28 protein-coding genes, 1 tRNA gene and 1 pseudogene are annotated in these 21,624 nt (G+C 60.0%); 18 read left to right on the forward strand and 12 right to left on the reverse strand.

Going from position 1 to position 21,624, the window contains the following annotated elements:
* Positions 1–64: 64 nt before the first annotated feature.
* On the reverse strand, positions 65–718 hold the full coding sequence (locus tag ACSW29_RS16575; protein ID WP_448277750.1) for a TetR family transcriptional regulator: 654 nt from the start codon (positions 716–718) through the stop codon (positions 65–67).
* A gap of 405 nt (positions 719–1,123) precedes the next feature.
* On the opposite strand from ACSW29_RS16575, the gene ACSW29_RS16580 reads away from it, so the two are divergent.
* The 3 genes from ACSW29_RS16580 to ACSW29_RS16590 all read left to right on the forward strand — a co-directional run bounded on the left by ACSW29_RS16580 (position 1,124) and on the right by ACSW29_RS16590 (position 3,097).
* Complete coding sequence (locus tag ACSW29_RS16580; protein ID WP_448277751.1) at positions 1,124–1,621, forward strand: MarR family winged helix-turn-helix transcriptional regulator; 498 nt, start codon at positions 1,124–1,126, stop codon at positions 1,619–1,621.
* Positions 1,618–3,009 (forward strand): MFS transporter, encoded by a 1,392-nt coding sequence (locus ACSW29_RS16585; RefSeq protein WP_448277752.1) that lies wholly within the window; start codon positions 1,618–1,620, stop codon positions 3,007–3,009. The genes ACSW29_RS16580 and ACSW29_RS16585 overlap by 4 nt, the downstream gene beginning before the upstream one ends.
* A gap of 12 nt (positions 3,010–3,021) precedes the next feature.
* Positions 3,022–3,097 (forward strand) — tRNA-Lys (locus ACSW29_RS16590).
* A 215-nt stretch (positions 3,098–3,312) separates the two neighbouring features.
* Here ACSW29_RS16590 and ACSW29_RS16595 read toward each other — a convergent pair.
* Positions 3,313–4,470, reverse strand: a pseudogene (locus tag ACSW29_RS16595) (site-specific integrase); the annotation flags it as partial.
* Complete coding sequence (locus ACSW29_RS16600; RefSeq protein ID WP_448277753.1) at positions 4,467–5,183, reverse strand: helix-turn-helix domain-containing protein; 717 nt, start codon at positions 5,181–5,183, stop codon at positions 4,467–4,469. The gene ACSW29_RS16600 and the pseudogene ACSW29_RS16595, both read right to left, overlap by 4 nt.
* Positions 5,184–5,296: 113 nt before the next feature.
* Between ACSW29_RS16600 and ACSW29_RS16605 the strand changes: the two genes are divergently transcribed.
* The 5 genes from ACSW29_RS16605 to ACSW29_RS16625 all read left to right on the forward strand — a co-directional run bounded on the left by ACSW29_RS16605 (position 5,297) and on the right by ACSW29_RS16625 (position 7,528).
* Positions 5,297–5,539: a DNA-binding protein gene (locus ACSW29_RS16605; RefSeq protein WP_448277754.1), complete on the forward strand. Its 243-nt coding sequence runs from the start codon at positions 5,297–5,299 to the stop codon at positions 5,537–5,539.
* A gap of 109 nt (positions 5,540–5,648) precedes the next feature.
* The gene (locus tag ACSW29_RS16610) at positions 5,649–6,113 is read left to right on the forward strand and encodes a hypothetical protein (RefSeq protein WP_448277755.1); all 465 of its coding nucleotides are present in this window, start codon (positions 5,649–5,651) and stop codon (positions 6,111–6,113) included.
* Complete coding sequence (locus ACSW29_RS16615; RefSeq protein WP_448277756.1) at positions 6,113–6,355, forward strand: hypothetical protein; 243 nt, start codon at positions 6,113–6,115, stop codon at positions 6,353–6,355. Before ACSW29_RS16610 ends, ACSW29_RS16615 begins: the two co-directional genes overlap by 1 nt.
* A gap of 100 nt (positions 6,356–6,455) precedes the next feature.
* Positions 6,456–7,286 carry a hypothetical protein gene (locus ACSW29_RS16620; protein ID WP_448277757.1) on the forward strand — a complete coding sequence of 277 codons (831 nt, stop codon included), beginning with the start codon at positions 6,456–6,458 and terminating at the stop codon, positions 7,284–7,286.
* The gene (locus tag ACSW29_RS16625; protein WP_448277758.1) at positions 7,283–7,528 is read left to right on the forward strand and encodes an FDXHR family putative zinc-binding protein; all 246 of its coding nucleotides are present in this window, start codon (positions 7,283–7,285) and stop codon (positions 7,526–7,528) included. Before ACSW29_RS16620 ends, ACSW29_RS16625 begins: the two co-directional genes overlap by 4 nt.
* Before the next feature lie 197 nt (positions 7,529–7,725).
* Here ACSW29_RS16625 and ACSW29_RS16630 read toward each other — a convergent pair whose 3' ends face one another.
* Positions 7,726–7,968, reverse strand: coding sequence for a hypothetical protein (locus ACSW29_RS16630; RefSeq protein ID WP_448277759.1), 243 nt, complete (start codon positions 7,966–7,968; stop codon positions 7,726–7,728).
* 99 nt (positions 7,969–8,067) lie between these two features.
* On the opposite strand from ACSW29_RS16630, the gene ACSW29_RS16635 reads away from it, so the two are divergent.
* From ACSW29_RS16635 to ACSW29_RS16665, 7 genes are all read left to right on the forward strand, one after another.
* Positions 8,068–8,424, forward strand: coding sequence for a WhiB family transcriptional regulator (locus tag ACSW29_RS16635; protein WP_448278163.1), 357 nt, complete (start codon positions 8,068–8,070; stop codon positions 8,422–8,424).
* Between the two features lie 141 nt (positions 8,425–8,565).
* A complete protein-coding gene (locus ACSW29_RS16640; RefSeq protein ID WP_448277760.1) occupies positions 8,566–8,904 on the forward strand; it encodes a hypothetical protein in 339 nt (112 codons plus the stop codon).
* Position 8,905: 1 nt separating this feature from the next.
* Positions 8,906–13,123: a hypothetical protein gene (locus tag ACSW29_RS16645; RefSeq protein ID WP_448277761.1), complete on the forward strand. Its 4,218-nt coding sequence runs from the start codon at positions 8,906–8,908 to the stop codon at positions 13,121–13,123.
* A gap of 124 nt (positions 13,124–13,247) precedes the next feature.
* Positions 13,248–13,535, forward strand: coding sequence for a hypothetical protein (locus ACSW29_RS16650; protein ID WP_448277762.1), 288 nt, complete (start codon positions 13,248–13,250; stop codon positions 13,533–13,535).
* Positions 13,532–13,774 carry a hypothetical protein gene (locus ACSW29_RS16655; RefSeq protein ID WP_448277763.1) on the forward strand — a complete coding sequence of 81 codons (243 nt, stop codon included), beginning with the start codon at positions 13,532–13,534 and terminating at the stop codon, positions 13,772–13,774. Before ACSW29_RS16650 ends, ACSW29_RS16655 begins: the two co-directional genes overlap by 4 nt.
* 7 nt (positions 13,775–13,781) lie before the next feature.
* Positions 13,782–13,982 (forward strand): hypothetical protein, encoded by a 201-nt coding sequence (locus tag ACSW29_RS16660; protein WP_448277764.1) that lies wholly within the window; start codon positions 13,782–13,784, stop codon positions 13,980–13,982.
* Positions 13,975–14,643 (forward strand): hypothetical protein, encoded by a 669-nt coding sequence (locus ACSW29_RS16665; protein WP_448277765.1) that lies wholly within the window; start codon positions 13,975–13,977, stop codon positions 14,641–14,643. Before ACSW29_RS16660 ends, ACSW29_RS16665 begins: the two co-directional genes overlap by 8 nt.
* A gap of 17 nt (positions 14,644–14,660) precedes the next feature.
* Here ACSW29_RS16665 and ACSW29_RS16670 read toward each other — a convergent pair whose 3' ends face one another.
* Positions 14,661–15,002 carry a helix-turn-helix domain-containing protein gene (locus ACSW29_RS16670; protein WP_448277766.1) on the reverse strand — a complete coding sequence of 114 codons (342 nt, stop codon included), beginning with the start codon at positions 15,000–15,002 and terminating at the stop codon, positions 14,661–14,663.
* 148 nt (positions 15,003–15,150) lie between these two features.
* Here ACSW29_RS16670 and ACSW29_RS16675 point away from each other — a divergent pair, with 148 nt between their 5' ends.
* Together ACSW29_RS16675 and ACSW29_RS16680 are read left to right on the forward strand one after the other, a co-directional pair.
* Complete coding sequence (locus ACSW29_RS16675; protein WP_448277767.1) at positions 15,151–15,762, forward strand: hypothetical protein; 612 nt, start codon at positions 15,151–15,153, stop codon at positions 15,760–15,762.
* Positions 15,763–15,849: 87 nt separating this feature from the next.
* The gene (locus ACSW29_RS16680; RefSeq protein ID WP_448277768.1) at positions 15,850–16,152 is read left to right on the forward strand and encodes a hypothetical protein; all 303 of its coding nucleotides are present in this window, start codon (positions 15,850–15,852) and stop codon (positions 16,150–16,152) included.
* Between the two features lie 64 nt (positions 16,153–16,216).
* Here ACSW29_RS16680 and ACSW29_RS16685 read toward each other — a convergent pair whose 3' ends face one another.
* From ACSW29_RS16685 to ACSW29_RS16715, 7 genes are all read right to left on the reverse strand, one after another.
* Positions 16,217–16,774, reverse strand: a complete 558-nt coding sequence (locus ACSW29_RS16685) for a hypothetical protein (protein ID WP_448277769.1) — start codon at positions 16,772–16,774, stop codon at positions 16,217–16,219.
* Positions 16,775–16,780: 6 nt separating this feature from the next.
* Positions 16,781–17,020 (reverse strand): hypothetical protein, encoded by a 240-nt coding sequence (locus ACSW29_RS16690; protein ID WP_448277770.1) that lies wholly within the window; start codon positions 17,018–17,020, stop codon positions 16,781–16,783.
* A gap of 75 nt (positions 17,021–17,095) precedes the next feature.
* On the reverse strand, positions 17,096–17,410 hold the full coding sequence (locus ACSW29_RS16695; protein ID WP_448277771.1) for a hypothetical protein: 315 nt from the start codon (positions 17,408–17,410) through the stop codon (positions 17,096–17,098).
* 351 nt (positions 17,411–17,761) lie between these two features.
* A complete protein-coding gene (locus tag ACSW29_RS16700) occupies positions 17,762–18,613 on the reverse strand; it encodes an alpha/beta fold hydrolase (protein ID WP_448277772.1) in 852 nt (283 codons plus the stop codon).
* Positions 18,614–18,675: 62 nt separating this feature from the next.
* Positions 18,676–18,942: a hypothetical protein gene (locus ACSW29_RS16705; protein WP_448277773.1), complete on the reverse strand. Its 267-nt coding sequence runs from the start codon at positions 18,940–18,942 to the stop codon at positions 18,676–18,678.
* A 622-nt stretch (positions 18,943–19,564) separates the two neighbouring features.
* The gene (locus tag ACSW29_RS16710; RefSeq protein WP_448277774.1) at positions 19,565–20,374 is read right to left on the reverse strand and encodes a CPBP family intramembrane glutamic endopeptidase; all 810 of its coding nucleotides are present in this window, start codon (positions 20,372–20,374) and stop codon (positions 19,565–19,567) included.
* 87 nt (positions 20,375–20,461) lie between these two features.
* Positions 20,462–21,007, reverse strand: coding sequence for a TetR family transcriptional regulator (locus ACSW29_RS16715; RefSeq protein ID WP_448277775.1), 546 nt, complete (start codon positions 21,005–21,007; stop codon positions 20,462–20,464).
* Between the two features lie 120 nt (positions 21,008–21,127).
* On the opposite strand from ACSW29_RS16715, the gene ACSW29_RS16720 reads away from it, so the two are divergent.
* Positions 21,128–21,601 (forward strand): DUF4334 domain-containing protein, encoded by a 474-nt coding sequence (locus tag ACSW29_RS16720; protein WP_230814651.1) that lies wholly within the window; start codon positions 21,128–21,130, stop codon positions 21,599–21,601.
* Positions 21,602–21,624: the final 23 nt, after the last annotated feature.

The following is a 21,624-nucleotide window of genomic DNA, read 5'->3' on the forward strand; positions in this document are numbered from 1 at the left end:
TTGGATAGCTTATGGCACGGCATTCGGAAATCACAAATCGCCTGTTCACGGGCAGAAAAGTGCACTATTCAGTGTCATGGAACTCCACTTGGGGCCACCCGTCACGATGAAACGTCTCCAACCACTGCGGCGTAGCCATGGCTTCGAGGACTACTTCGAGAGACTCCTCGAACCACTCGCCCAGATCCCCGCTGGAGGCAATCAGGTCTGCCATGTACCGCTGACCCGCAAGGCTCGCCGCCAGTACGCGTGTGAATTTGACCGGGTCGGCATCTTCTCGCAGCAATCCGTCGTCCTTGGCACGCACCGCCAACTCGTAGGCGGTCTTACCCCAGACCTGCCCGCCACCCGATTGCACATCCTTGTAGAACTCGGGCTCGATGATCAGGCGGAATTCCGCCTGCACGATCACCTCGGCACGAAAGACTTCTGCAATGTCGAGCACGAGTCCGTGCAGTGCAACGAATGGATCGAGGTCTGTCCTCTTGGCCCAACGATCAGTGATTTCAGTGAAGGTTTCGATGGCCGAGGTCAGAACTGCTCGTGCCAACTCTTCCTTGGACTGGAAATGAAAATACATGGCGCCTTTGGTGGCGCGGGAGCCCTCGAGGATCGTGTTCACCGACGCAGCTGCATAGCCGCGCTTGGCGAATTCGACTGCAGCCGCTTCGACCAGGGCGGCGCGGGTACGCCGCGCACGCTCTTGTTGACGTGCCATTTACGGTGTTGTGCCTCTCGCAGAGTTGTTACGCAGAATCGCCGTGATCGGCGCCTGTCATCCCCCGAAACTTCACAATATCCCCTCCAACACACCCTACGTAAGGACTAGAGCGATACCCGCCGAAAGTACTAGACGCAATCGGCTGCAAGGGGGGTAACAACCGACTTTATGCCCAAAAGACACCAAGTGGTATGGTTTTGGCCGCTCGGGTGCGCCGCAGGGGGTGCGCATCCGAGCTTTTTCGTGCCCGAGATTCCGATAATCCGACCTCACAGACGGAACTGCTTCGCCGACCGATGGACGGCAGCCCCAAGCTTTTGAACAACTCGTGCAATTGTTTATTCCCACTTTTCCGTCGAAACCGTACTGGCAGCATCGAAACAACACAGTTAGACTGTCTAAATGAACGTAGTTGGGGGTCGCAGCAAGGCTCGAGACGAGATCGACGTACTTTGGGACGATCTGGGTGCCTTCGTCCGACGCCTGCGCACCAAACGCAACGACCACAAGCTCACGCCGAGCCAGATCCAGGCCCTCGGCCACCTCGATCGACAAGGTCCGTTGACCGCCAAAGAGTTGGCAAAATTCGAGCGCGTCACGCCGCAATCAATCGCAAAAACCGTGGCCGCGCTCGAAGAACAGGGCATGGTGACGCGAAGGGCGGATCCATCGGACGGCCGCGCGGCCTTGGTCACGATGACCGAACTCGGCACCTCGACCCTTCACGAAGACCGAACGAAACGCACAGAGTGGCTGGCCGAGGTCATCGACGCCGAGTGCACCGAGGCCGAGCGCGATCTGCTGCTGATCGCCGGCCGCATCCTGCGCAGACTAGGCCAGGGCGCTTCCCCGGTATCAGCATCGACACCGACTTCAGAGGAGTCACTGATGAACCCGTGACCGCAGTCGTCGAAACGCCGACGCCCCAAACCTCCGTTCCACTGAAGCTGAGCCTTGCTCTCGGTTCGGGGACCGTTCTTCAGGCACTGAACTCGTCGATGATTGCGGTGGCAATCGTCCCGATCGCCACATACTTCGGTTCGAGTTCCGGTACGGCCTGGGTAATCTCGGCCCTCTACATCGCGACCGCGGTCACGGCCCCTGCGGCCGGGCGACTCGGATCGATCCTCGGCGCCAAACGCGTCTACCTCGCCGGGTTGGGACTGATCGCTGCCGGATCGATCCTCGGCTCGCTCGCTCCGTCGCTGGGTTGGCTGATCGCCGCACGAATCCTGCTCGGAATCGGCACGGCGACACAGTATCCGAACGCAATGACCGTCATCCGCGAATACGCGGACCGCCACCGGACTGAAACCCGTTCAGCTATAGCAACACTCACCATTTGCGCTCAATCGGTCGTCGCGCTGGGGCCCACTCTCGGCGGGTTGCTGGTCGGCACACTCGGGTGGCAGTCGATCATGTGGGTGAACCTCCCACTTGTCGTCGTCACTGCGATATGGGTCCTCTTCGCCGCTCCGGGCGACTCCGCCCTACCCGACCGGGCCGGTGCCGCTGCGTTGTTCAAGTCTCTCGACCCACTCGGCATCGCCCTGTTTCTGGCACTGACGACGTCGACGATGCTCTTTCTCCTATCTCTCGCCGAGCAGACGAAGTGGTACCTCGTCCCATCGACGGCCCTCTTCGCGTTCCTGTTCGTCTGGTGGGAACGTCGAACCGCCTCGGCGTTCATCGACGTCCGTGCCGTCGCGCGAAACCGCGCACTGAGCATGACTCTCGGTCGGACCCTGCTGACCTACACAGCGTTCTACTGCATCTTCTTCGGACTCCCCCAGTGGTTACAGGTAGCCCGCGGAATGTCACCGAACAGCGCCGGGCTCTTCATGCTCCCCGTCGCAGCGGTCGGGATCTTCGCGACGATGTCTGCGTCCAGGGTGTACGGGAAATTCGGCCCACGGATCACCCTGCTGATCGGCACCGCCGCCTTGGCGGTTGGCGGGGTTCTGATCGCCTATGTCGAATCGACCTCGACTCCCCTCGTGGCACTCCTGTTGATTGCGGCGATCCTGGGCATTCCCAACGGCTTCAACAACATGGGAAACCAGAACCTGATCAACTCGGTGACCACCTCCGCCGACGTCGGGACCGCGATCGGCCTGTACCGAACAATCCAGTACATCGGCGCCAACCTTGCTGCCGTCGTCATCGAGTTGACCATGCGCGGAACCATCGACGACGCGGGTCTGCATCGCACTGGCGGGACCATCGCCGTCATCGGAATTGCCCTTCTGGTGGGGGTGGTGTTTTCACGGACTCTGCGGTCCCGTTAGACTCTGCGCCGCGCCCCTATAGCTCAGTTGGTAGAGCTACGGACTTTTAATCCGCAGGTCGTAGGTTCGAGTCCTACTGGGGGCACCATCCTGACCAGGATCTTCCTGTTCAGATTGTGGGACAGGCACGTTCGGATCGGCGGGAGTGGTCACCAAGTGGTCACGCCCGCCTTTTTGTTCCCTGTTCGAGCGCGGTACGAGACCGGCCGCGGCCTCGGCAGCCTTGGAGTCCACACCAGCCAAAAGGTGGCTGTACGTGTCAGCTGTGATGGCGATCGACGAGTGTCCGAGCCGCTTACTGACGATGGTCAGATCGACGCCGGCTGCGAGCAACAGTGACGCCTGACCGTGTCGCAGGTCGTGCAGACGGATCGAGCGCACACCCGCGGCCTTGGTCAGCTTGTTGAACTGATCGGTGACGTACTGCGGCGGGTAGGGCTGTCCGTTCTCGCGAGCGAAGACGAGACCGTGTTCGACGTACGCCTCACCCCACTCGGCTCGTTCCATGTCCTGAGCGAAGCGGTGAGCCAGCAGAACGCCCGCGGTGTGCGCGTCGATGCCGACCACACGATCTTCACCGCTGGCCGTCTTTGGCTTACCGAACTGGAACTGTCGGTGCTCGTCCCCACAGAACTCGCACTTGATACCCGTTCCGTCGATCTCCACGAGCTGTTGACGAACGATGACGGTGTTCTTGTCGAGGTCCACGTCATCCCAACGAAGCCCACAGGTCTCACCGCGGCGCAGTCCTGTCATAGCCATCGTCTCGTACAGCGTGCCGAGTCGGTCGGTCGTGGCGTGGTCGAGGAACTTGCCTAGCTCCTCGGCTTCCCACGGCTTCACCTTCGGACGAGTGGCGCGAGGCAGTTCGAGGTTCTCGGCAGCATTGAATGCCACGAGGTGCTTGCGTTTCGCTGAAGTGAGCGCGGTGCGCAGCGTTGCGTGGACGCGTCGGATTGTTGCCGGACTCAGTGTCTTCGGGTTGCGGCGCGCTCCTTTTGCGATCTGGACGTCTGCTTCAGGCTTGGTCTTCGGCTTCGCGATGTCTCGTAGGAACTTCTCGACGTGCGTGGCGCGCAGCTCGCCGAGACGGAGCCGCCCGAGGTGCGGGATCAGGTACGAGTTCACGTGCTGCTCGTACGACCGGATCGTCGTGGGCCGGATCCCCGAGTCTCGTTTCGCTTCGATCCACCCGAGAAGGTAGTCAGCGACAGTCAGCTTGTCGTCGTGCGCGAGTTGCCCGGTACCGGCAGCGTGCAGGAACGCGGACAGTGCTGCCTCGGCGTCATCGCTGGACTTGAATCCGGACTTACGAACCTGGCGACGCTTGCCCGTTGCCGGGTCATTTCCCATGTCCGCAATGAACACCCACGAGCCGTGGGCTTTGCGGCAGGCTTTGCGCCGGCCCTTTGCGTCGCGCTCGACGGGGCATTTGCACCGCTTCGAAACACTCCCCCTCATAGCTTCCCCTCAATGATTCTCAAGTCGTCAGGTAGGCGCGGCGGCGTGAGGCCATGCCTTCGCATTTCTGCTCGTACCGAACGTAAATCGTCTTGAAACTGTCGCTTGGCCGTCGCCGGCAGCAGCATCTTGAAGGCTGTCGATTCGTAGCCTTCAGATTCCTCGCGATCCATGTCCAATTCTCCGTACGGAAAATCGTTGAGCAGAATCTCCACAAGCTGGTCGTGCTTGTTCCTGAGCGTGATCGGTGCCGCTCCGACCTCCCAACCGGCCTCTGGATCGTTGTACCAATCCCGAACCCCAGTCGCCTCGTCGTACTCCCCTCCACCCGGGTCCCCGATAGTTGGCATTGGGCCGCTTCCGACGAACCATTTGTAGGCGCCCCAAGTTGGCACTTTCACGCTGGGGACTGGTTCGACCTCGTCAACGAGACCGACAGGAAACATAAGGACTGCGGGCGGAACTCGGAGAGCCCGAGCGATCACGACCAATTCGTCAATCGTTATGTCCCGCCGACGTTTTCCGTCCTTCTTGCGTCCAGTCTCGATATTGGTCAGTGCGGCAAAAGTGAGGCCGGGGGCACCCAGCTCCGAGCATCGCTGGGCGAGTTGTTCGCGGTTCATGGCGATCGTTGGCCGCTTCCGGTACGCGACGATCTGATCAGCCACCCGATCACTTAGCGACGGGCCCGACCACTCAACCTCATTTGTCATATCGACAAGTTAGCGCATCCCCTTGCACACCTCAAGACGTTCGGTTACATTTCATCTCATAGGTACGCAATTCGCCAACCTATCGTGTCGATACGACAAGTTAAGGAGCCGAAGTGAAGAAGAAGGTGAAATGGAGCGAGCAAGCCGTCCGAGATCTCGGGGTCACTACGAATCTGCCAACTGCGTGCTCTGTGCTCGCCCTCGGGACTGTAAAGGGCTACGAAATGGCTGGTCAGGGTGAGTTTCCTGTGCCGGTGCTCCGTCTCGGCAGGAAGTACGTCGTGCCCGTCGCCGGACTACTGACGGCGCTCGGACTAGAACCGGCGCCGACCGAAGATCTAGCCCAAACCGCATGAGTACGCAGATGAGTACAGACAGCAAAAAGGCCTTCGCCGGAATCCAGCGGTGGCGACCGCTGGCGACGAAGGCCATCACCCGAACCCGCAACAGGAACGAGCTTTAATCATGAACGATACGGCAACACCCCGACAGGTTCCAGACTCCTACGAGCAGTACATCTTTCTCTGCCCGCGACGTTCCATCGAAGAAGTCCAGTTCGTCGGCGTACAACTGCGAAAGCCGTCCGGGCGCCCCCACTACTACACCGACGACGACGGCGGAATGTGGAAGCAGCTCGGAGCGGTATACGTCCTCGACTCAGGCCGCATCATCGTCTGGCCCTACGAAGGATTGAGTCAGCGAGAACTAAACACCCTCACTGGCGCTGGTGAAGAAGCGTTCCGAAGCCCGCCGTCGAAGAAGACAGGCTGGACGTTCTGCCGCAGAGCGTCGAAGAAGTGGTGGAGAACGCACCTGTCCATCCGCATCGACAACGACCACGACGCAGCCTCATCGGTAGCGCGAGCGCACGAGGACTTCGAAACCTTCCAACACAACGTCCTCGACTCGCAGATCCGCGAGGTGGCGTGATGATCGTTCCCATTCTCGTCAACGTGCCCGACACGATCACCGCAACCCTCGACGCCGACACCAGCCGTGTCCACGTCGCTGTCGGAACCAGTCACCGACTGTCGCTCTCCATCCCTGAAGCCGTCGATCTCGTCACCGAGGTAGCGGTAGCACTCGCTGAAGCAGAGGGCGACGAAGTACCTGCCCTGACGCGGAACAACGAGGAAGTCCAGATGGCCGCGCAGATTCGGGAGGACATGTGAGCACCACCGAACTTGTCCTCGCTGTCTTGCTCGTAGTTCAGAGCGTGGCGTGGATGGCGCACGACTACAAGCACTTCGAGCCGGGGAGGAGTGACACAGAGTGACCTCAGGTCTCAAGTTCCGATGGCACCGAGAGTTCCTCGCTTCGGATCTCGGCAAGACAGCAAAGCTGGTGGGAGTCCGAGTGTGGGACTACGCCTCTGGCGATGGTGGCGGCGCGCATCCTGGCCGTTCCGTCCTGTCCGAGGATCTTGGGATTTCGTTGTCGACGGTTGACCGAGCATTGCGTGATTGCAGGGACTCGGGATGGCTGAAGCGAACGAACGAATCGAACAGCCACCCGAGTCGTGCGTGGGCTGATGTGTACGCGTTGACGTTTCCTGATCGGTCGTCATCAGTGACTACCGATCAAGACATCAACCACTCGTCACCCATGACGACCGTTCCCGCAGACCGGTCGTCAAACGACAGAGACCGGTCGTCAAACGAGCCGCTATCGGTCGTTACCGATGACGACCCAACAGAACCTAACCAACAAAACCTTTTACAAGAGAGGGCTCTCCCTTACGTAAGTAACGCAGGCGCGAGCGCGTACGAGCGCGAGACCGAAAAAGCGGCGCAAACCAAAGAACCCCCTTCCCATGCGAATTCAATCGATCGCGACGGCAACAAGCAGCCACCGGAACCCGAGCAATCACCGATGGACCATCTACGGAGAACCTTGGGCGCGCTGTCCGAAGACGAGAGCACCTACGCCGTGGACATGATCGAGTGGGGCCACAGCTGGTATGCGATTCGCGCCGAACTCGTGAAGTACCGCAACAAGCAACGTCTAGGGCGACGCAAAACCCTTCACCCACCCAAGGACACCAGTGCACCCCTAAACGGCGCTGAAATTCCTACGGCAACAGCAGAGAAGAGCACAGCATGACTACTTGCATCAAGTGCGGAGCAACTTGGGGCGGCATGAACACCTGCCACTGCGACGGCTGCCACCACACCTTCACCAGCCCCTCAGCATTCGACCTCCATCGACGAGCCGAACAGTGCCGAACACCCGCACAAGCCGGACTCGTACTCACCGACCGCGCCTACCCATGCTTCGGACACCCACAAAGCGACACAGAACGCCCCACTAGCTGGGCAAACAACGGTCAAGGCCTCATCGCATGACCAGCCCAGCCAAACCTTTGGCAGCCCTCCCGCGTGCGCGGGCACGCGGGAGGGCGCCGCCCCCATCTCGTCTCAAATCGGACGTCCGGCACCGTCGCCGCATGCGCGAGAAATACACGTTTACTTGCCTCTCCGCGCACGGGAATCACACGTTTGATGGCGACCCCGCGCACGGGAGAAGCGAACGTTCGGCACGGCTACCGCGCACGGGAGAGAGGAACCCCGCAATGCCTGACCGCTACGGCGAAGAACGCACCGACACCGCGAGCACCGAGCCACTCCCCCACGAGTGCGATAACGGCTGGCTCGGAGAAGACGAACAAGGCCGCCCGCGCCCATGCCTGCGTTGCCGGCCGAACCTCGCCAACCCCACGACCGTCTTCGGCGTCCGCTGACAGGTCCGCGCAGGCGCGTGCATCCGCGAACCAGACGTCTGGCACAGTCCCCGCGCACGCGATAGGAGCAACGAGGTGAACGCCCGAGGTGATCTAGACAAGGTTGCGGTCGACAAGCTTCTACGGGCGCTGGCATCACCAGCAATGAGCATCCTCGTCGATCCCCGACTCCACGGCGCAGCCTGCAAAGGGAAGGCGCCACTGTTCGACGACCGCCTCGACCGGGAAGACCACGACGCCGAACCCGAGAAGGAACGCGCCGAAAGGCATCACCAGGCGCGAAGGATCTGCCTGACATGTCCGGTGCGCTCCGCATGCGAACTCGCGGCGAAAGACCACGAGGCGTCCGGGATGTGGAACGGCCGCCTCGTCTCGCGCCATCAGCCGCCAAGGCGAAAAGCAAAAGACGCCGGGACAGCGGACCCCGCCAAACGGGTCGAGCTTGTCGGTACCAGCCCGCATGATCAACCAAAACGAATGGCTATTCGCGTTACCGCATAACCATTCCACCGAACGGAAGGAAATCGCGATGCTCACCGGAACAGCAGCGCGTGACCACCTTGTGACCACAGGTGGCCTGAACTGCACAAACACACACCTGATCGGATTCTCAATCCGCAGGTCCGACCCCTCGGAGAACTCATGAACGATCCCACCGGCGCATTGCCGGGACACTACGACTTGCAAGCGCTGATCGTGGCCATCGGAAACGACGATGCTGCTGGCGCTCGGGCGATGCTCGATCAGATGAACCCCGACGAGCTCAAGGCCGTCACGATGTACGCCGCTGAGAGCTTCTCTATGCACTCCCCGTTGACTCATCCGCAACATGTCGAGCGGACGATCCTCCGACAAAGGCTGGACGAACTCGAATGGGTCGCGACCCAGGCCGAATCCGAACCCGCCGATAGTGTGCTCGTCGCCAAAGTCGGAATGAAGATCCGGCTACTCAACGAGTCCATCGACGAGCTGGGGCACTGACATGCTCGACGTAGGGGAGCTTGTCGCCCGACTCACCGTTGACATGTCCGGGTACACCCGCGACGTTCGATCGGCCGACCAGCAGTTCAGCAACCTGGCGCGGTCGACAGCTCAGTCGTCGACCCAGATCAGCCAGTCACTTCAGGGCGCGTCCCGTGGACTCGAACGCATGGGTCAGGGCGCGCAGGACGCTGGCCGGCATCTCGGTCAGGTGGAGTTGAACCGGAACTTGGATCGTGCAGCCCAGCAGGCTGCTGATCGGATTCAGGAACTCCAGTCCAATGCGAACCGTGCTGGTCAGTCGACGCGGGAGATCGAGCTGAATGCGCAGCTGTTGCGTGATGCTCGGCAGTCGGCGAATCAGATCGAGGAGTTGCGGCGCAATGCCCAGCAGGCTGCTTCGAGTGTCAATGACATCGAGGTCCGGAACTCTCTTGAGCGGGATCTGCGGGCAGCGCAGGGCGAGTTGGAGCGTGTTCGGCGTAGCGCCGAGCAGGCCAGTGAGTCCACCAACAGCATCGGTGAAGGCTTGCAGGAAAGAATGTCAGGAGCCTTCGGAGGGATCGGCGACCTGGCAGGCCAGTCCGGCGAGTCCGGCGGCGGCAACTTTCTCGCCGGATTCGCCAGCCGAATCGGTGGTTTGTCCGGCAAGGGCGGCCCGATCGTCATGTCCTTGGCCGGCGTCGCCGTCCTCGGGCTCGCAGCAGGTGCAGTTCTGGCAAATGCCATCGCAGACGGCATGGAGCAGGAGCGGGTTAGCGACCTGATTCAGGCAAAGCTAGATGTGGATGACGCAACGATGCGCCGGGTCGGTAGCGCGGCAGGTGCGTCGTACTCCAACGGCTGGGGCGAATCCGTCAGCGAAAACATGGATGGCATTCGGGCCGCAATGCAAGCCGGGTTGCTCGATAAGAACGCTGACACCAAGACGATTCAGGGGACAATTGATCAGCTGAACATCGTCTCCTCGCTGCTCGGCGAAGATCTTCCGGCCGTCGCTCGGGCCGCGGGCAAGTCACTGCAAAGCGGCATTGCAAAGGATGGCACTGGCGCGCTGGATCTCCTCGCCCAGTCTGCAAAGGCGAACCTGAATGTCTCCGAAGATCTTCTGGATTCACAGGTCGAATACTCGACCCAGTTGCGCGCTCTCGGCCTCGAAGGCGCCGAAGGGTGGGGGCTGGTCTCACAGGCTGTAAACGGCGGGGCACGCGATACCGACGTTGCGATCGACATGCTCAAGGAGTTCAAGCTTCGAGCCACTGACGGAACCGCCTCTGCTGCTGATGGTTTCGATAAACTGAACGTCAATGCTGCCGAGTTCAAGACTGCGATGAACGAAGGCGGAACAGCATCTCGGGACATGATTGCAACGGTGCTCCGGAACCTGAACGCAATCCAGGATCCGACTGAAAAGAACGCTGCGGCGCTCGCACTGTTCGGCACAAAGTTCGAGGACGTTCAAGACGCCGCCTTCGCAATGAACCTGGACACCGCTGTCGAGGCGTTCGGAAAGGTCGAAGGATCTGCCCGCAAGGCCGGCGACACAATGTCGTCGAACACGGCCTCCTCGTTCGATTCGGCGAAGCGTTCCATTGAAACATCGTCTGCCGACATCAAACTTGCGCTTGCACAGGCGTTCGGTCCCGCGCTTACCGATATGGCGACCTGGGTGAGTGAGCACAAACCTGAGATCATCGGGTTCTTCACTCAGCTCGCTGATGCAGGGTTCGCAACCTTGGATGCAATGCTGGCCTTCACGTCTGGCGCGTTGCGCGGCTGGGCTGTCTTCGCGGATGGTGTCGGCGGAATGATGGGCAGCATCATCAACGTGATGGCGCTCGGGGTCGAGAACGCTGCTCGGTTCGCGGACATCATCCCGGGCATGGGCGACAAGGCAGACACCCTCCGTGACCTCGCCGACGACATGCGCGGGTTCGCGAACACAGTTGGCACGGCTGGCGACAAGGCCCGCGACATGGCTGACGGCATCGACAGCGCTCGACCTGTCATCGAGGGAATGCGAAACGACGTTCGAGACGCAGGCGAGGAAGCGGAGAACTCCGCTCGTCTGATGCAGGCGTTGGGGACCGCCGTCGTAGAAGACATCCCTGACAGCAAGACGATCACCATCTCTGACAACAGCCCCGAGACGGTTCAACGTTTGCAGGATCTCGGATTCAAGGTCGAGACAACCCCGAACGGGATCAGGGTCACCGCCACCACCGATGAAGCCGACACGATCATCGGCGACTTCATCAATCGCGAACGGGTCATCAACGTAGCAATGGTGATCTCTGAGCGTCGGACTGCCGCGGGTGTGCCGTCCGATTTCATCGGACCGACTGCAGTTGACAACGGTTACTACGTCGGTCGTGGCCCATCCCGTGGAGGTGGCGGCAACTTCGCTGATGGTGCCGTCCGGACGTACGCAGACGGTGGCATCGACAAGCTGCCCGATCAGGCGGTCATCCAGAAGGGGCAGGGCAAGGGTCTCGTCAACTGGGCGGAGGGCGAAACCGAATGGGAGTCGTTCATCCCTGGCGCCCGCTCGAAGCGGCGCCGCTCCGAGGCTATCCTCAGCGAGACCGCTCGGCGCTTCGGTTTCGGACTCGTCAAGTTCGACGCCCTCAAGATGGCTGACGGCGGCGTGATCGACAAGGACGGCTTAGATGCGTCGATGTCGTGGGCGCGAAGTGTCGATCCGGCGACGTATCAGATGGGCGGGTTCTCGCCGAAGGCGTTGGACTGCTCGGGCGCCGTATCCGGCGCGGTCAATACTGCTCTGGGGTTGGGGCCGTACGACTCTCGGATGTCGACAGTCACGGCTGCGGAGTGGTTGCAGGCGAAGGGCGCGGTACTCGGCCGTGGCGGTCCGGGGACGATGCGTGTCGGTTGGTGGGACAAGGGCGGTGGCGCGAACGGTCACATGGCCATGACCTACCCGGACGGCACGAACTTCGAATCCAACGGCTCCGAAGGTGTCGTCATCAACGGCAAGACCGGCGCTGATGATCCGAGTTTCACCGATCATGCTTACTTCCCGACGATCGGTGACCTCGGCCAAAACTATGGTTTGCCTCCGGACACCCGCACCGAGAAAGAGAAGATCGCTGACACGATCATCTCCGAAGGTAAGAAGCGGGGGATGTCGGACAAGCAGATCAAGGCTGCGGTCATGGCGTCGCTCGAAGAGACGAGGTTGGAGAACCTCGACTACGGGATGGACGGCGACAATAAGGGCATTTTGCAGCAGCGTGATTCGTGGGGTACCGCGGAAGAGCGTATGGATCCGTCCAAGGCTGCGGGCATGTTCTACGACGAGTTGGCGAAGCTGGATTCGGCGAACATGACTGAGGCTCAGATGGCTCAGGCTGTGCAGCGTTCGGGTACTGCTGACGGTTCGAACTATGCCGACGAGGCTGCTGAGGCGGAGCAGATTATTGCTGCGTCGAATGCCCGCGGCAACGGTCAGATGACCGTTGGGACGACGGAGTCCGGCGTCGCACTCGCCACAGACGGCCAACGGGTATTCGTCACCAACTGGCCCGGATCATCGTCACTGACCTCCACCCCGAGCGCACCGACCACTACCAGCGCGCCGGCAGCAGCGGCCGCCCCGGATGACAACGTGATCTGGAAAGGCGCGTTCCGAGTCTTCGAGAACGGCGGGATCCGTGGTCTACCCGAGCAGGCGGGCATCTACCCCGACGGCGCCGACCTCGTACGGTTCGCTGAGCGCGGCACAGGTGGAGAGGGTTACATTCCACTCTCGCCAGCCAAACGCCCTCAGTCCCTTGCTGTGACGAAGAAGATCGTCAACGGCTTCGGATTCGATCTCGTCCCCTTCGAGGACGGCGGGATCCACGGCGGCCTAGGCGGCTTCGGTGGCTACGTCGGAGAGGCCCCCGGGCTGAAGGTGCCCACCACCGCCAACGGGCGCAGAGCAGCCGCATACAACGCCCTTGCCTTCGGCGTCGGTGGAGCATTCGCGCTCGCAAGCGGTTTCGACGCAGACGGCCACTTCACCGGCAAGTTCGACACAGGCGCCAATAGTTCCGCTCAGTTGGAAAAGCAGTTCTCGGAAGCAACGGACGAGATTAAACCGATCCTCGAAGGAATCCTGTTGGCGATCAAGAACCGTGAGCCAATCCGAGCAACGGTGAATGTTGGGACCGACGATCGCATGGCGAACATCGCAATCATGAAGGGCGGCCTCTAATTTCGCTGTGACCACTGCGTGACCACACGGCCCTTGACCAGCACCTTTGCACACACCATCGGACATTCAGTCCGCAGGTCGAAACCACAACAGCAGCAACAACACTCAACCAGGAGAACACATCATGGCAATCACAGAGAACGTGCGACGCATCCAGACCGGCGTAGGAGCAGCGAACCCCGACTCCCACGACTACACCGGACTCGGCTACGTCGATAGTGACGGCGTCTATCACTTCCGCGACGGCCGTACCTTGCCGACGCATGGCGTGACCTTGGTCGTCCAGCCGAATGGCGTCGCGAGTACGCCCGGGCCGAATGACGGTGCAGATCCAGAAGGGTCTCGGCTGCGGCGACTCCACGCCGTCGACGCCAAACTCCAGAACGACTACGACGAGGGACGGATCGCATGACCTACTTTCGAACCGACAACCTGATGACCCCTCTACATCCGGGGCGCAAGACCTCGAACGGCCAGGAAAGCAACATTGCCCTGAACGGCGCAAGTCAGAAGCAAGCTGCAACGTTCAGAGCGTGCGCTGCGGCAGAACGGGCCAAGCAGGAAGACCCCGCCAGTCCGGCTACAGCTGCCCTCGTCGAGAAGGCGCATCAGATGCGGGAAGCACTCGAAGCCACCTACCCGAACAGCTGAGGACCGAATGACGAACCCACAAAGCGCACTCGGGGAGAGCCTCCACGCTCACTACGAGCGCCAGCAAGAGCAGATCGCCCAGGAACGGACAGATCGGCCGGCAGACGATCGTGAGCCGCCCAAGAGCTTTCACGAAGCAGCCGGCCGAATGGTCGAAGCCATGACCAACCGCAGGGACCACAGAACGAAGGGCACCAACGATGAGTAACGAAACAGTGCGAGATGTCGACCAGGCAATCATCGACGCAAACGCCGAAGTCGAACGACTCGAACAGGCAGTTGTCAACGGAGACAGGCGAATCACTGCCGAGAAGATCGAAGATGCCAAACGGCGAATTGGGTTCCTCAGCTTGCGTCGTCAGGCCGCAGAAAAGCGCTCGATCAAAGACCAGGAAACCGAGCGGCAGGCAGCAATTCAGTCGCTTGTTGCCGACCGCGAGAAGTTTTACAGCGAGGGCATCGACCATGCACGACGCGCCTACTCTGCACTCATCGAAGCTGGCGGGGCCTTCGTCGACGAGCTGAAGGCTATCCGCGAGACTGTCGCGGAGCTGAAGAGCCGGGAGAACTCCATCCCTGGCGCACCGGTAGACCCATTTGCTGCCTGGTGGCAGCCAGACGATGAGCGCTTTCTGCGTTGGGCGCTTGAGGAATACCGGGGTGAGTTGCTCGACCAGTCAACGTCCTCCACCTACTATCTCGTCCACGCTCTGCACGACGAGGCTGCGAGGAAGCGCATCACCGAGAAGGAAGCCGAGCGTGACCGCCTCTTGGCGGAGCAGGAGGAAGCGAGGCTGAAGGCGGCAGGTTTCTACGATCGCGTGGAAGAGACCGGCCCGGACAGTCAGATCGGCCGTATCTACCTCTGACCCGAATCACAGGTGGCTCAGCCTTCACGGGCTGGGCCACCACGGTGGTCGAGCCGACTTCGGTAGTGATGCGTCTTCCGCCTACTCCCTGGCCTCATGTGGACACGAGCAGGCGGACCCTGATCGAAGAACAAAGAAGGCTTAGTAATTGGCCGATGCGTCAGATCCAAGATCGCCTGAAGATCGTCCTGAGTCAGTCGCCACCGCTGTCCGAACTTGTGGCCAGGGAACTTCCCAGCGCGCAGCTGGTCCGCGAACCAAGTCGGCTTCACCCCGAATATCTCCGCAGCTTCCGGGACCGAGATCGTTCGGAACCGTCCTAGATCCATCTCGAATACATCCTCAGGCTTCTCAGACATAACAGAGATCCTCGCAAACCATGGTCACGAGGTCACGCCACCAATCCTTTGATCGATACATTCGATCAATAATTCGATATTGATTGATTGAAGCAATAAGTTAGACGTGCCGATCGGAATAGTCCGAGCGGTCTGGTATCAATTGGCCATGAATCGCATGACTTCCGCGCTGCTAGCCGGCACATTGGCAGCGTTCGCGCTCACAGGTTGCACAAGTGAAAATGAGCCGGCCGCCGCTTCTCAACCCGCCACGACTCCTAGCGAACCCTCTAGCGAAACGCTAGCGCCCGCTACGCCCACAACGATCAACACGCAGGGCGGCGTCATCTCCAAGAACATCGGCGAGGCGGCAGGGTTTGGGTGCGATCCAGCCCTGACCCGCGACGACTGCGATGTCCAATTCAAGGTCACCTCGATCACCCGCGGCGAGACCTGCCCGTCGTACGGCAAGGGCCCAGGACCGGACGAGGAGATTGTGCGGTTCGATCTCGAAGTCACAACCCAGCCCGCTTTCAACTATCAGCAGAGTGAAGGCATGCTTCTCATTCAGAACTGGAGCGTCATCGGCGCCGATGGGTTCATGCAAAAGAACCCGGACGTTGCCATCGGCTGCACTGTGGTGGACACAGACGCCGTGTATCAGTTCCTCGAACCAGGGACGAAGCAACGGGCTAGCGTCCCGATCATTGCGCCCAAGGGATCAACAACGCTGCGTTTGTTCTCCAGTGGATCCGGCCTCGAATGGCCAATACCAGCATAATTACTTGCAGTCACGCAAGCATTCCAGAGCATGCACCTCGGCGCGAACACACCCTCGGAAACCGATTGGTTGCATTCACACGATTGCGTGAAAGCAACCAATCATGTACGTAAGCAATTGTTTTCATGCCTGGACGAGCGGGTAAGTACCTATCGCATGAGCACCAAAACAGTCGACATCCTCGAACTCGCTGAGCTAATGCACTGCAGTAAGCAGACCATCCTCAATAACCGGAAACTCCACCCTCTGTACAGGAGAGGCTTCAAGAACGGGGTCGGTCGCAGCAGCAAGCTGTTGTGGTTTCAGGACGATGTGGACGAATACTTCGAGATGCTCCGGAAGGCAATCAATCAGCGCGAGCCTCAGTTCACCCTGCCACCCGGTTGTTGATAGTTGCACTCTGTCGCCCGCTTGAACCGACCAACTCCACCCCTGGGCCTATCTGCGACTGTCCCTACCCCTCAGACTGTTCGGGCATGTCGGACCAAGTCCTATGTTCCTCGTGCAGTTGCTTGTTCGTCTGCAGAATCTCGCGCCATCGCTCGGTCGTGGGCTGTGCGCCTTCGTTCACGCACCATTCGATCGCGTCCTCAATAGTGTGACGAGCGCATGGGTTGTGAGCACCAGGTCGCCGATTGAAATGATAATGGGGGCGAGTCTCGTAGCTATTGCCGTGCGGATGCCAGTGCATCTGCCACTCAACTATTCCGTCGATCTTCAGTTCGTAGGCATACATGAGTGTCGTCACCCGGTATCGGTTTGCAGTCGTTCGACGAGCGGATTCGACCTCGACGATACGAAACGCCTGCTCCGCGGCGAAATATGCAGTGGACCCGTTTGCCATACGCAGTTGCAGCCCGTCCTCGGCGCCCAATCGCCAGTAGCCATCGGCATCTAGCTCGTACTTGACCCCACGCCCCAGAATAAGAGTTGGATGCCCCAGAACACCAAGGCATGCGCGGATCGGATCGAGGTAATTCTGGACTGCCTCAAAGGGCTTGCGGCCTGGCATCTACAGCTAGGGGCGCACCAAGGGAAGCGCCATCGCGGCCGCCCTTAGACCGCTGACATCATCCCAGTCACGTCCTTCATATTCGCCAGAGTCCCAGCGAGCTAAGAACTCACCCGCAGGAATCCCCATGTTCTTGCGAACGATGCGGTCAAACAACGCGTCGTACTCCTCGTTGGAGAGCACAACGACGCCTTCCACCGCTTCTGTAATTAGCATTGTTGCTCCAATCTCCTCGGGTGTACTCATTATTTGTACCGGCTAGGTCCGACAGTACCCGCGACAACGCGTAGGTGGTCACTCAATCGGTCGTTTTGTCGGTCGTCACAGTGCGATCAGTTCGATGATCTCAAGTTCCGTGTCGAACGGCACCCGGCAGGCCTCCTTGTGTGCTTTCTGTGTGGGAATTGGCGGGTGCTGCAGGACCATGCCAACCCCCGGCGCATGGCCTGTCTCGAAGATCTCCAACTTCAGGATCTTCGCTTGGTAGTTGACGCCATCGCGATTACATCCAACGAACTTGCCGACATCATCGGGCGTCAACTCTCGTGCACTCACCTTCTTCATCGAGACAAGCCCCTCAGTGATGTCTCCACTGCCCACGATTTCCGTGTGCCTGATCGGCTCTTCCACAACCACAACGACCAACTCCAATCCACCGAGCAAATACTTCAACGACCCAGCGTGATGCTACAGAGCGCGAGGCCTGACTCGACGGCAAATGTGGCTTCAGAGTGGTCACAGACGACGCGTGTGACCACGTAACCAGGCATCACGAAACGGACCTCGAATCGACGGCCACCTGCCGAAACGAGGTCCGTTCGTCATTGGGTATCACCAGGTGTCACGTCTGGGTTCTGACTTTTAATCCGCAGGTCGTAGGTTCGAGTCCTACTGGGGGCACAAATGCAGACCCGGCGCCTCATTCGGAGGCGCCGGGTCTTGTGCATTCATGCCACATCAATTCGTGCCACATGAATACTGAACAGGTCATCGAAGCAGGAACTCGCGGGTCACGCGCTCGAATGCCTCCTTGGCTTCGATCATCACCCAGTGACCGCAGTTCGGGAATACATGCAGTTCGGCGTTCGGAATCAGTCGCATCGGAATCATCGGCATGTCCGGTGGACATTGCCGATCATCGAGCCCCCACGTCAGCAAGGTCGGGCATTGCACCTTATGCATCATCGACCAGTAGGGCGGGGTATCCGAGTTGGCCATCATCTGCTGCTGAGCGGCAAAGGCTTTGGATCCGTACATCGCCGACAATGCCTGGTGCGAAGCCGGGTCGTTGGCCGTTTCCCACCGCTCCTCGATCCGCTCCTCGGTAATCACGGATTTGTCGTAAACCATGCACTCGAGCCAGCGAACCAACTTCTCGCGACTGGGAGCGTCGGCGAAATCCTGCAGGAGCCGCGTGCCTTCACTCGGGTTCTGACTGAAGATGTTCGGACCGATGCCACCGATGGTGACCAACTTGCGGACGCGATCGGGAAACCTCATTGCGATGTTGACGCCGACTACCCCACCCATCGAATTGCCGATCATCGCAGCTGATTCGATTCCCAGCGCGTCCATAAATCGGATCACCGACGACGCTGCCGTGAGCACCGGGTGGCCGTCGACTGGATCACTCACGCCGAAACCCGGGAACTCGAGGATGTAGCAGTGGAAATGCTTCGCGAATATTTCGAGGTTCCCCCGATAGTTCCGCCAACCACTCACACCGATCCCTGAGCCGTGCAACAGGATCAACGGCGGACCATCGCCCGCCTCGTGATAGCGCAAAGTCCCCTTGTCGGTAGCGACTTCGCGTTTGGTCCCCTCATAAGTCACGTCCATCACGCAAGATTAGAACGTGTTACAGATTTGCGACGGTTGATTGCGGAACTTCGCAATCACTGTCAGAAGCATCCCCCGCTACCTCGACGCCCACTACGATTCGTGGACTTCTGCTCGCTCGTTTTCGGCTTTCCCTGCCCGGCCTTCACGCATCGGTTGGGGCGCCGCACCTGCTCCAAATGCCCAGCGCTCACGACATTGCCGGCCACGCTCACCCTGACCGGCGTGTCCGCGCGGGCGGTTCCGACTTGCGCCGACCCCAACGTCAGGGCGAATGCAGCCACAACGACCAGCGCCGTCATCTTCGAAATCTTCATGCGTGCTGCCACTTCGACACAGTCCACTCCCGATGCTGAACAGGTGCGCGCACCGAAGGAACACGCTGGGTGTCGACGATATTCAGTCCGGGTGGCCGGCCGCGATCCTTTTGCTCACCAGCATCTGAACAGTCGACAACAAAAGTTTTGGCGGCACGTCAACATCCCGAGGGCGTCAACGAGCCGACGCCCAACGTACGCACCGTTACTGAGAAATCCGTAAATCCAGGCAACCGCCTCACTCGAGGGTCGAGCTGCACCCCTACCCGGTCCCGAGAGAACGGCGCGTTTCCTCCACAGTCCGAAGCATCCGGTGTGCGGAAACTCTTAACCCACCAAGCCGCGGAAACCGAGGCATGAATGACACACACGAACGTCACCGGACGGGAAGGGCCGCCACCTGTCCTCTTCGTCATCATGACCGTCACCGCATTGACGATCGTGGTCCGCGTATTTCGATGACGGTTCCACAAAGCGCCAGTTCCTCCGAGAGGTCCTCGCCCCGGAGGTCGAGCGAGGCGTCATGACTGGTGATTCGCGGACGCCGCGGGTCTCGCCGATACGCGGAACAGAAAGCGACCGAATCGAATTCGCGTGATCCGAGACAAACGAATCCGAAGCTGCGTTTCTCGCCTCAGAGAGCGAGGAACGCAGCGTTTGCTACCAACGCCTGTGTGAACAGCGTCCAGTCGTTGACGATGTGCGCACCCGAGGAGACCCACAGGTTCTTCGTGCGAATGTAGGCGAGGGTCAATACAAGTCGAGCGCCACCGATGACGATGAACGCTTGCGCGAAGTTCCAGTCATATGTCGGAAGATGCGCAGCAGCAAACCACAGGGAACTGATCAGCCAAGCCAGAAGAATCGCGTTCTTACGTGAGAGCTTTGCCTTGGCGAACAGGAAGTACATCAGGGCGAGAAACGGGATGATCGTGAAGACTTCCTCGCCGACGAGTTGGAACAGTGTCCCCACGTAGAAGGCAACGGTGTCCAACGCACCCGCTTCGCCGACATCCTCGATTACGTCGTTCGCCGATACCCCGAAGACCGACTTGACGATGAGGGCCAGTAGAACCGTCAGGATGAGGTTGAGAACGGCAAAACCGATCATCACCAACACATCGTGACCACTGACCTTACGAAACAGTGCGCGCCAGTGATCTTTTTTCACCATGGCCAGCACAACCAGCGGAATCGTCACGAACAGGATCCGGGGAATCAACCCCACGAAGTTGTTGGGCTGCGGGATGAGTACCAACGCAGCGAACCCGACTATGACGGAAGCCCACAGGATGATCCACTGCTTCACGGAAAGCGCAGCCGGAACATCGTTGTAGAACGGGAAATCTGCGTCGTCACGACGCTCTACCAAGTGACCGAAACGATCACCAGGGGTATCGCTTCCACCCGCAGGCAGCTCGTGCGTTCCGGAACGACCACTCATCGAAGTGCCCCTTTTAGGTAGTTTGGTGCGTTGATAATCTCACCTCCCACCCGTCGGCACAGCATTGAACACGGCCGGAAATCCATGTCACTGCATGGCGATCAACCGCTGAACCGCCCCGACCGCAGCCTCGCGACGCTGAGCGACGGGACGGGACGACTTGAGCGCGAGCATCCGCGCGATGTCGGTAATCAACAGAATCAACTCCGCGGGATTCCACTCGGGGTCGATGTGTCCCTCGAGTTGGCCTTTGCGAATCTCGGCCACTTTCGGCCTGAACGTCTTGCTTCGTATGTCGTCCTCGCTCATGACGTCCGGCGCTTCGAGTTCCGCCCACTGCTGTAATCGAGCGTTCTCGGGATGCGCTACGTAATTGTCGAAAAGTCGACCTGCATAGCCCGGCAGATCATCACCTCGTAGCGCTGTCTCCGCTGTGGTTTCGGACGTCCATTGCTCAGTGACGACAGAAAACAACTCTTCCTTGCTCGCGAAGTACGCATATAGACGGTCCTTGCTGGCACGCGCTTGCGCGGCGATCCGATTGATCCGCGCGCCGGCCAGGCCGTACGTCGCAAATTCGTCCTTTGCGGCCGCCAGAATGCGGTCTCTCGTGGCTTCCCCTGCTGAGCGCATGTTCACAGCCTAGAACGAATCGACCGTTGCCGAACCATCCGGTTCGGCGTAGCGTGCAGAGTTGACGAACAATTTGGTTCGCGAACTTCGGCCAACTCACCCGCCGCCGCAAGGAGAGACATGAATCTCGATGACGCTCGAACCGCATTCACCCGGCTCCGTGGATCGGAAAGTGGTGTTTCACCAGCAGAACTCGACGAAGTGTGGGCCGCGTTGGAGACCGTCGCCGCCGAAGAAATCCTCGGCGAATGGAAGGGTGACGACTTCGCCACCGGTCATCGTCTGCACGAAAAGCTGTTCGCGAGCCGTTGGTACGGCAAGACTTTCAATTCCGTCGAGGATGCCAAGCCGTTGATCTGTCGCGACAAGGACGGAAACCTCTATTCCGACGTCAAGGGCGGCAACGGCGAAGCAAGCCTGTGGAACATCGAGTTTCGTGGCGAAGTCACGGCGACGATGGTCTACGACGGCGCGCCGATCTTCGACCACTTCAAGAAAGTCGACGATTCGACGCTCATGGGCATCATGAACGGAAAATCGGCGTTGGTTCTCGACGGCGGGCAGCACTACTACTTCCTGCTCGAGCGAGCGTGATTCGCGCCGAACAGAATTCGACG

It is taken from the genome of Rhodococcus sp. GB-02 (genome assembly GCF_053470465.1).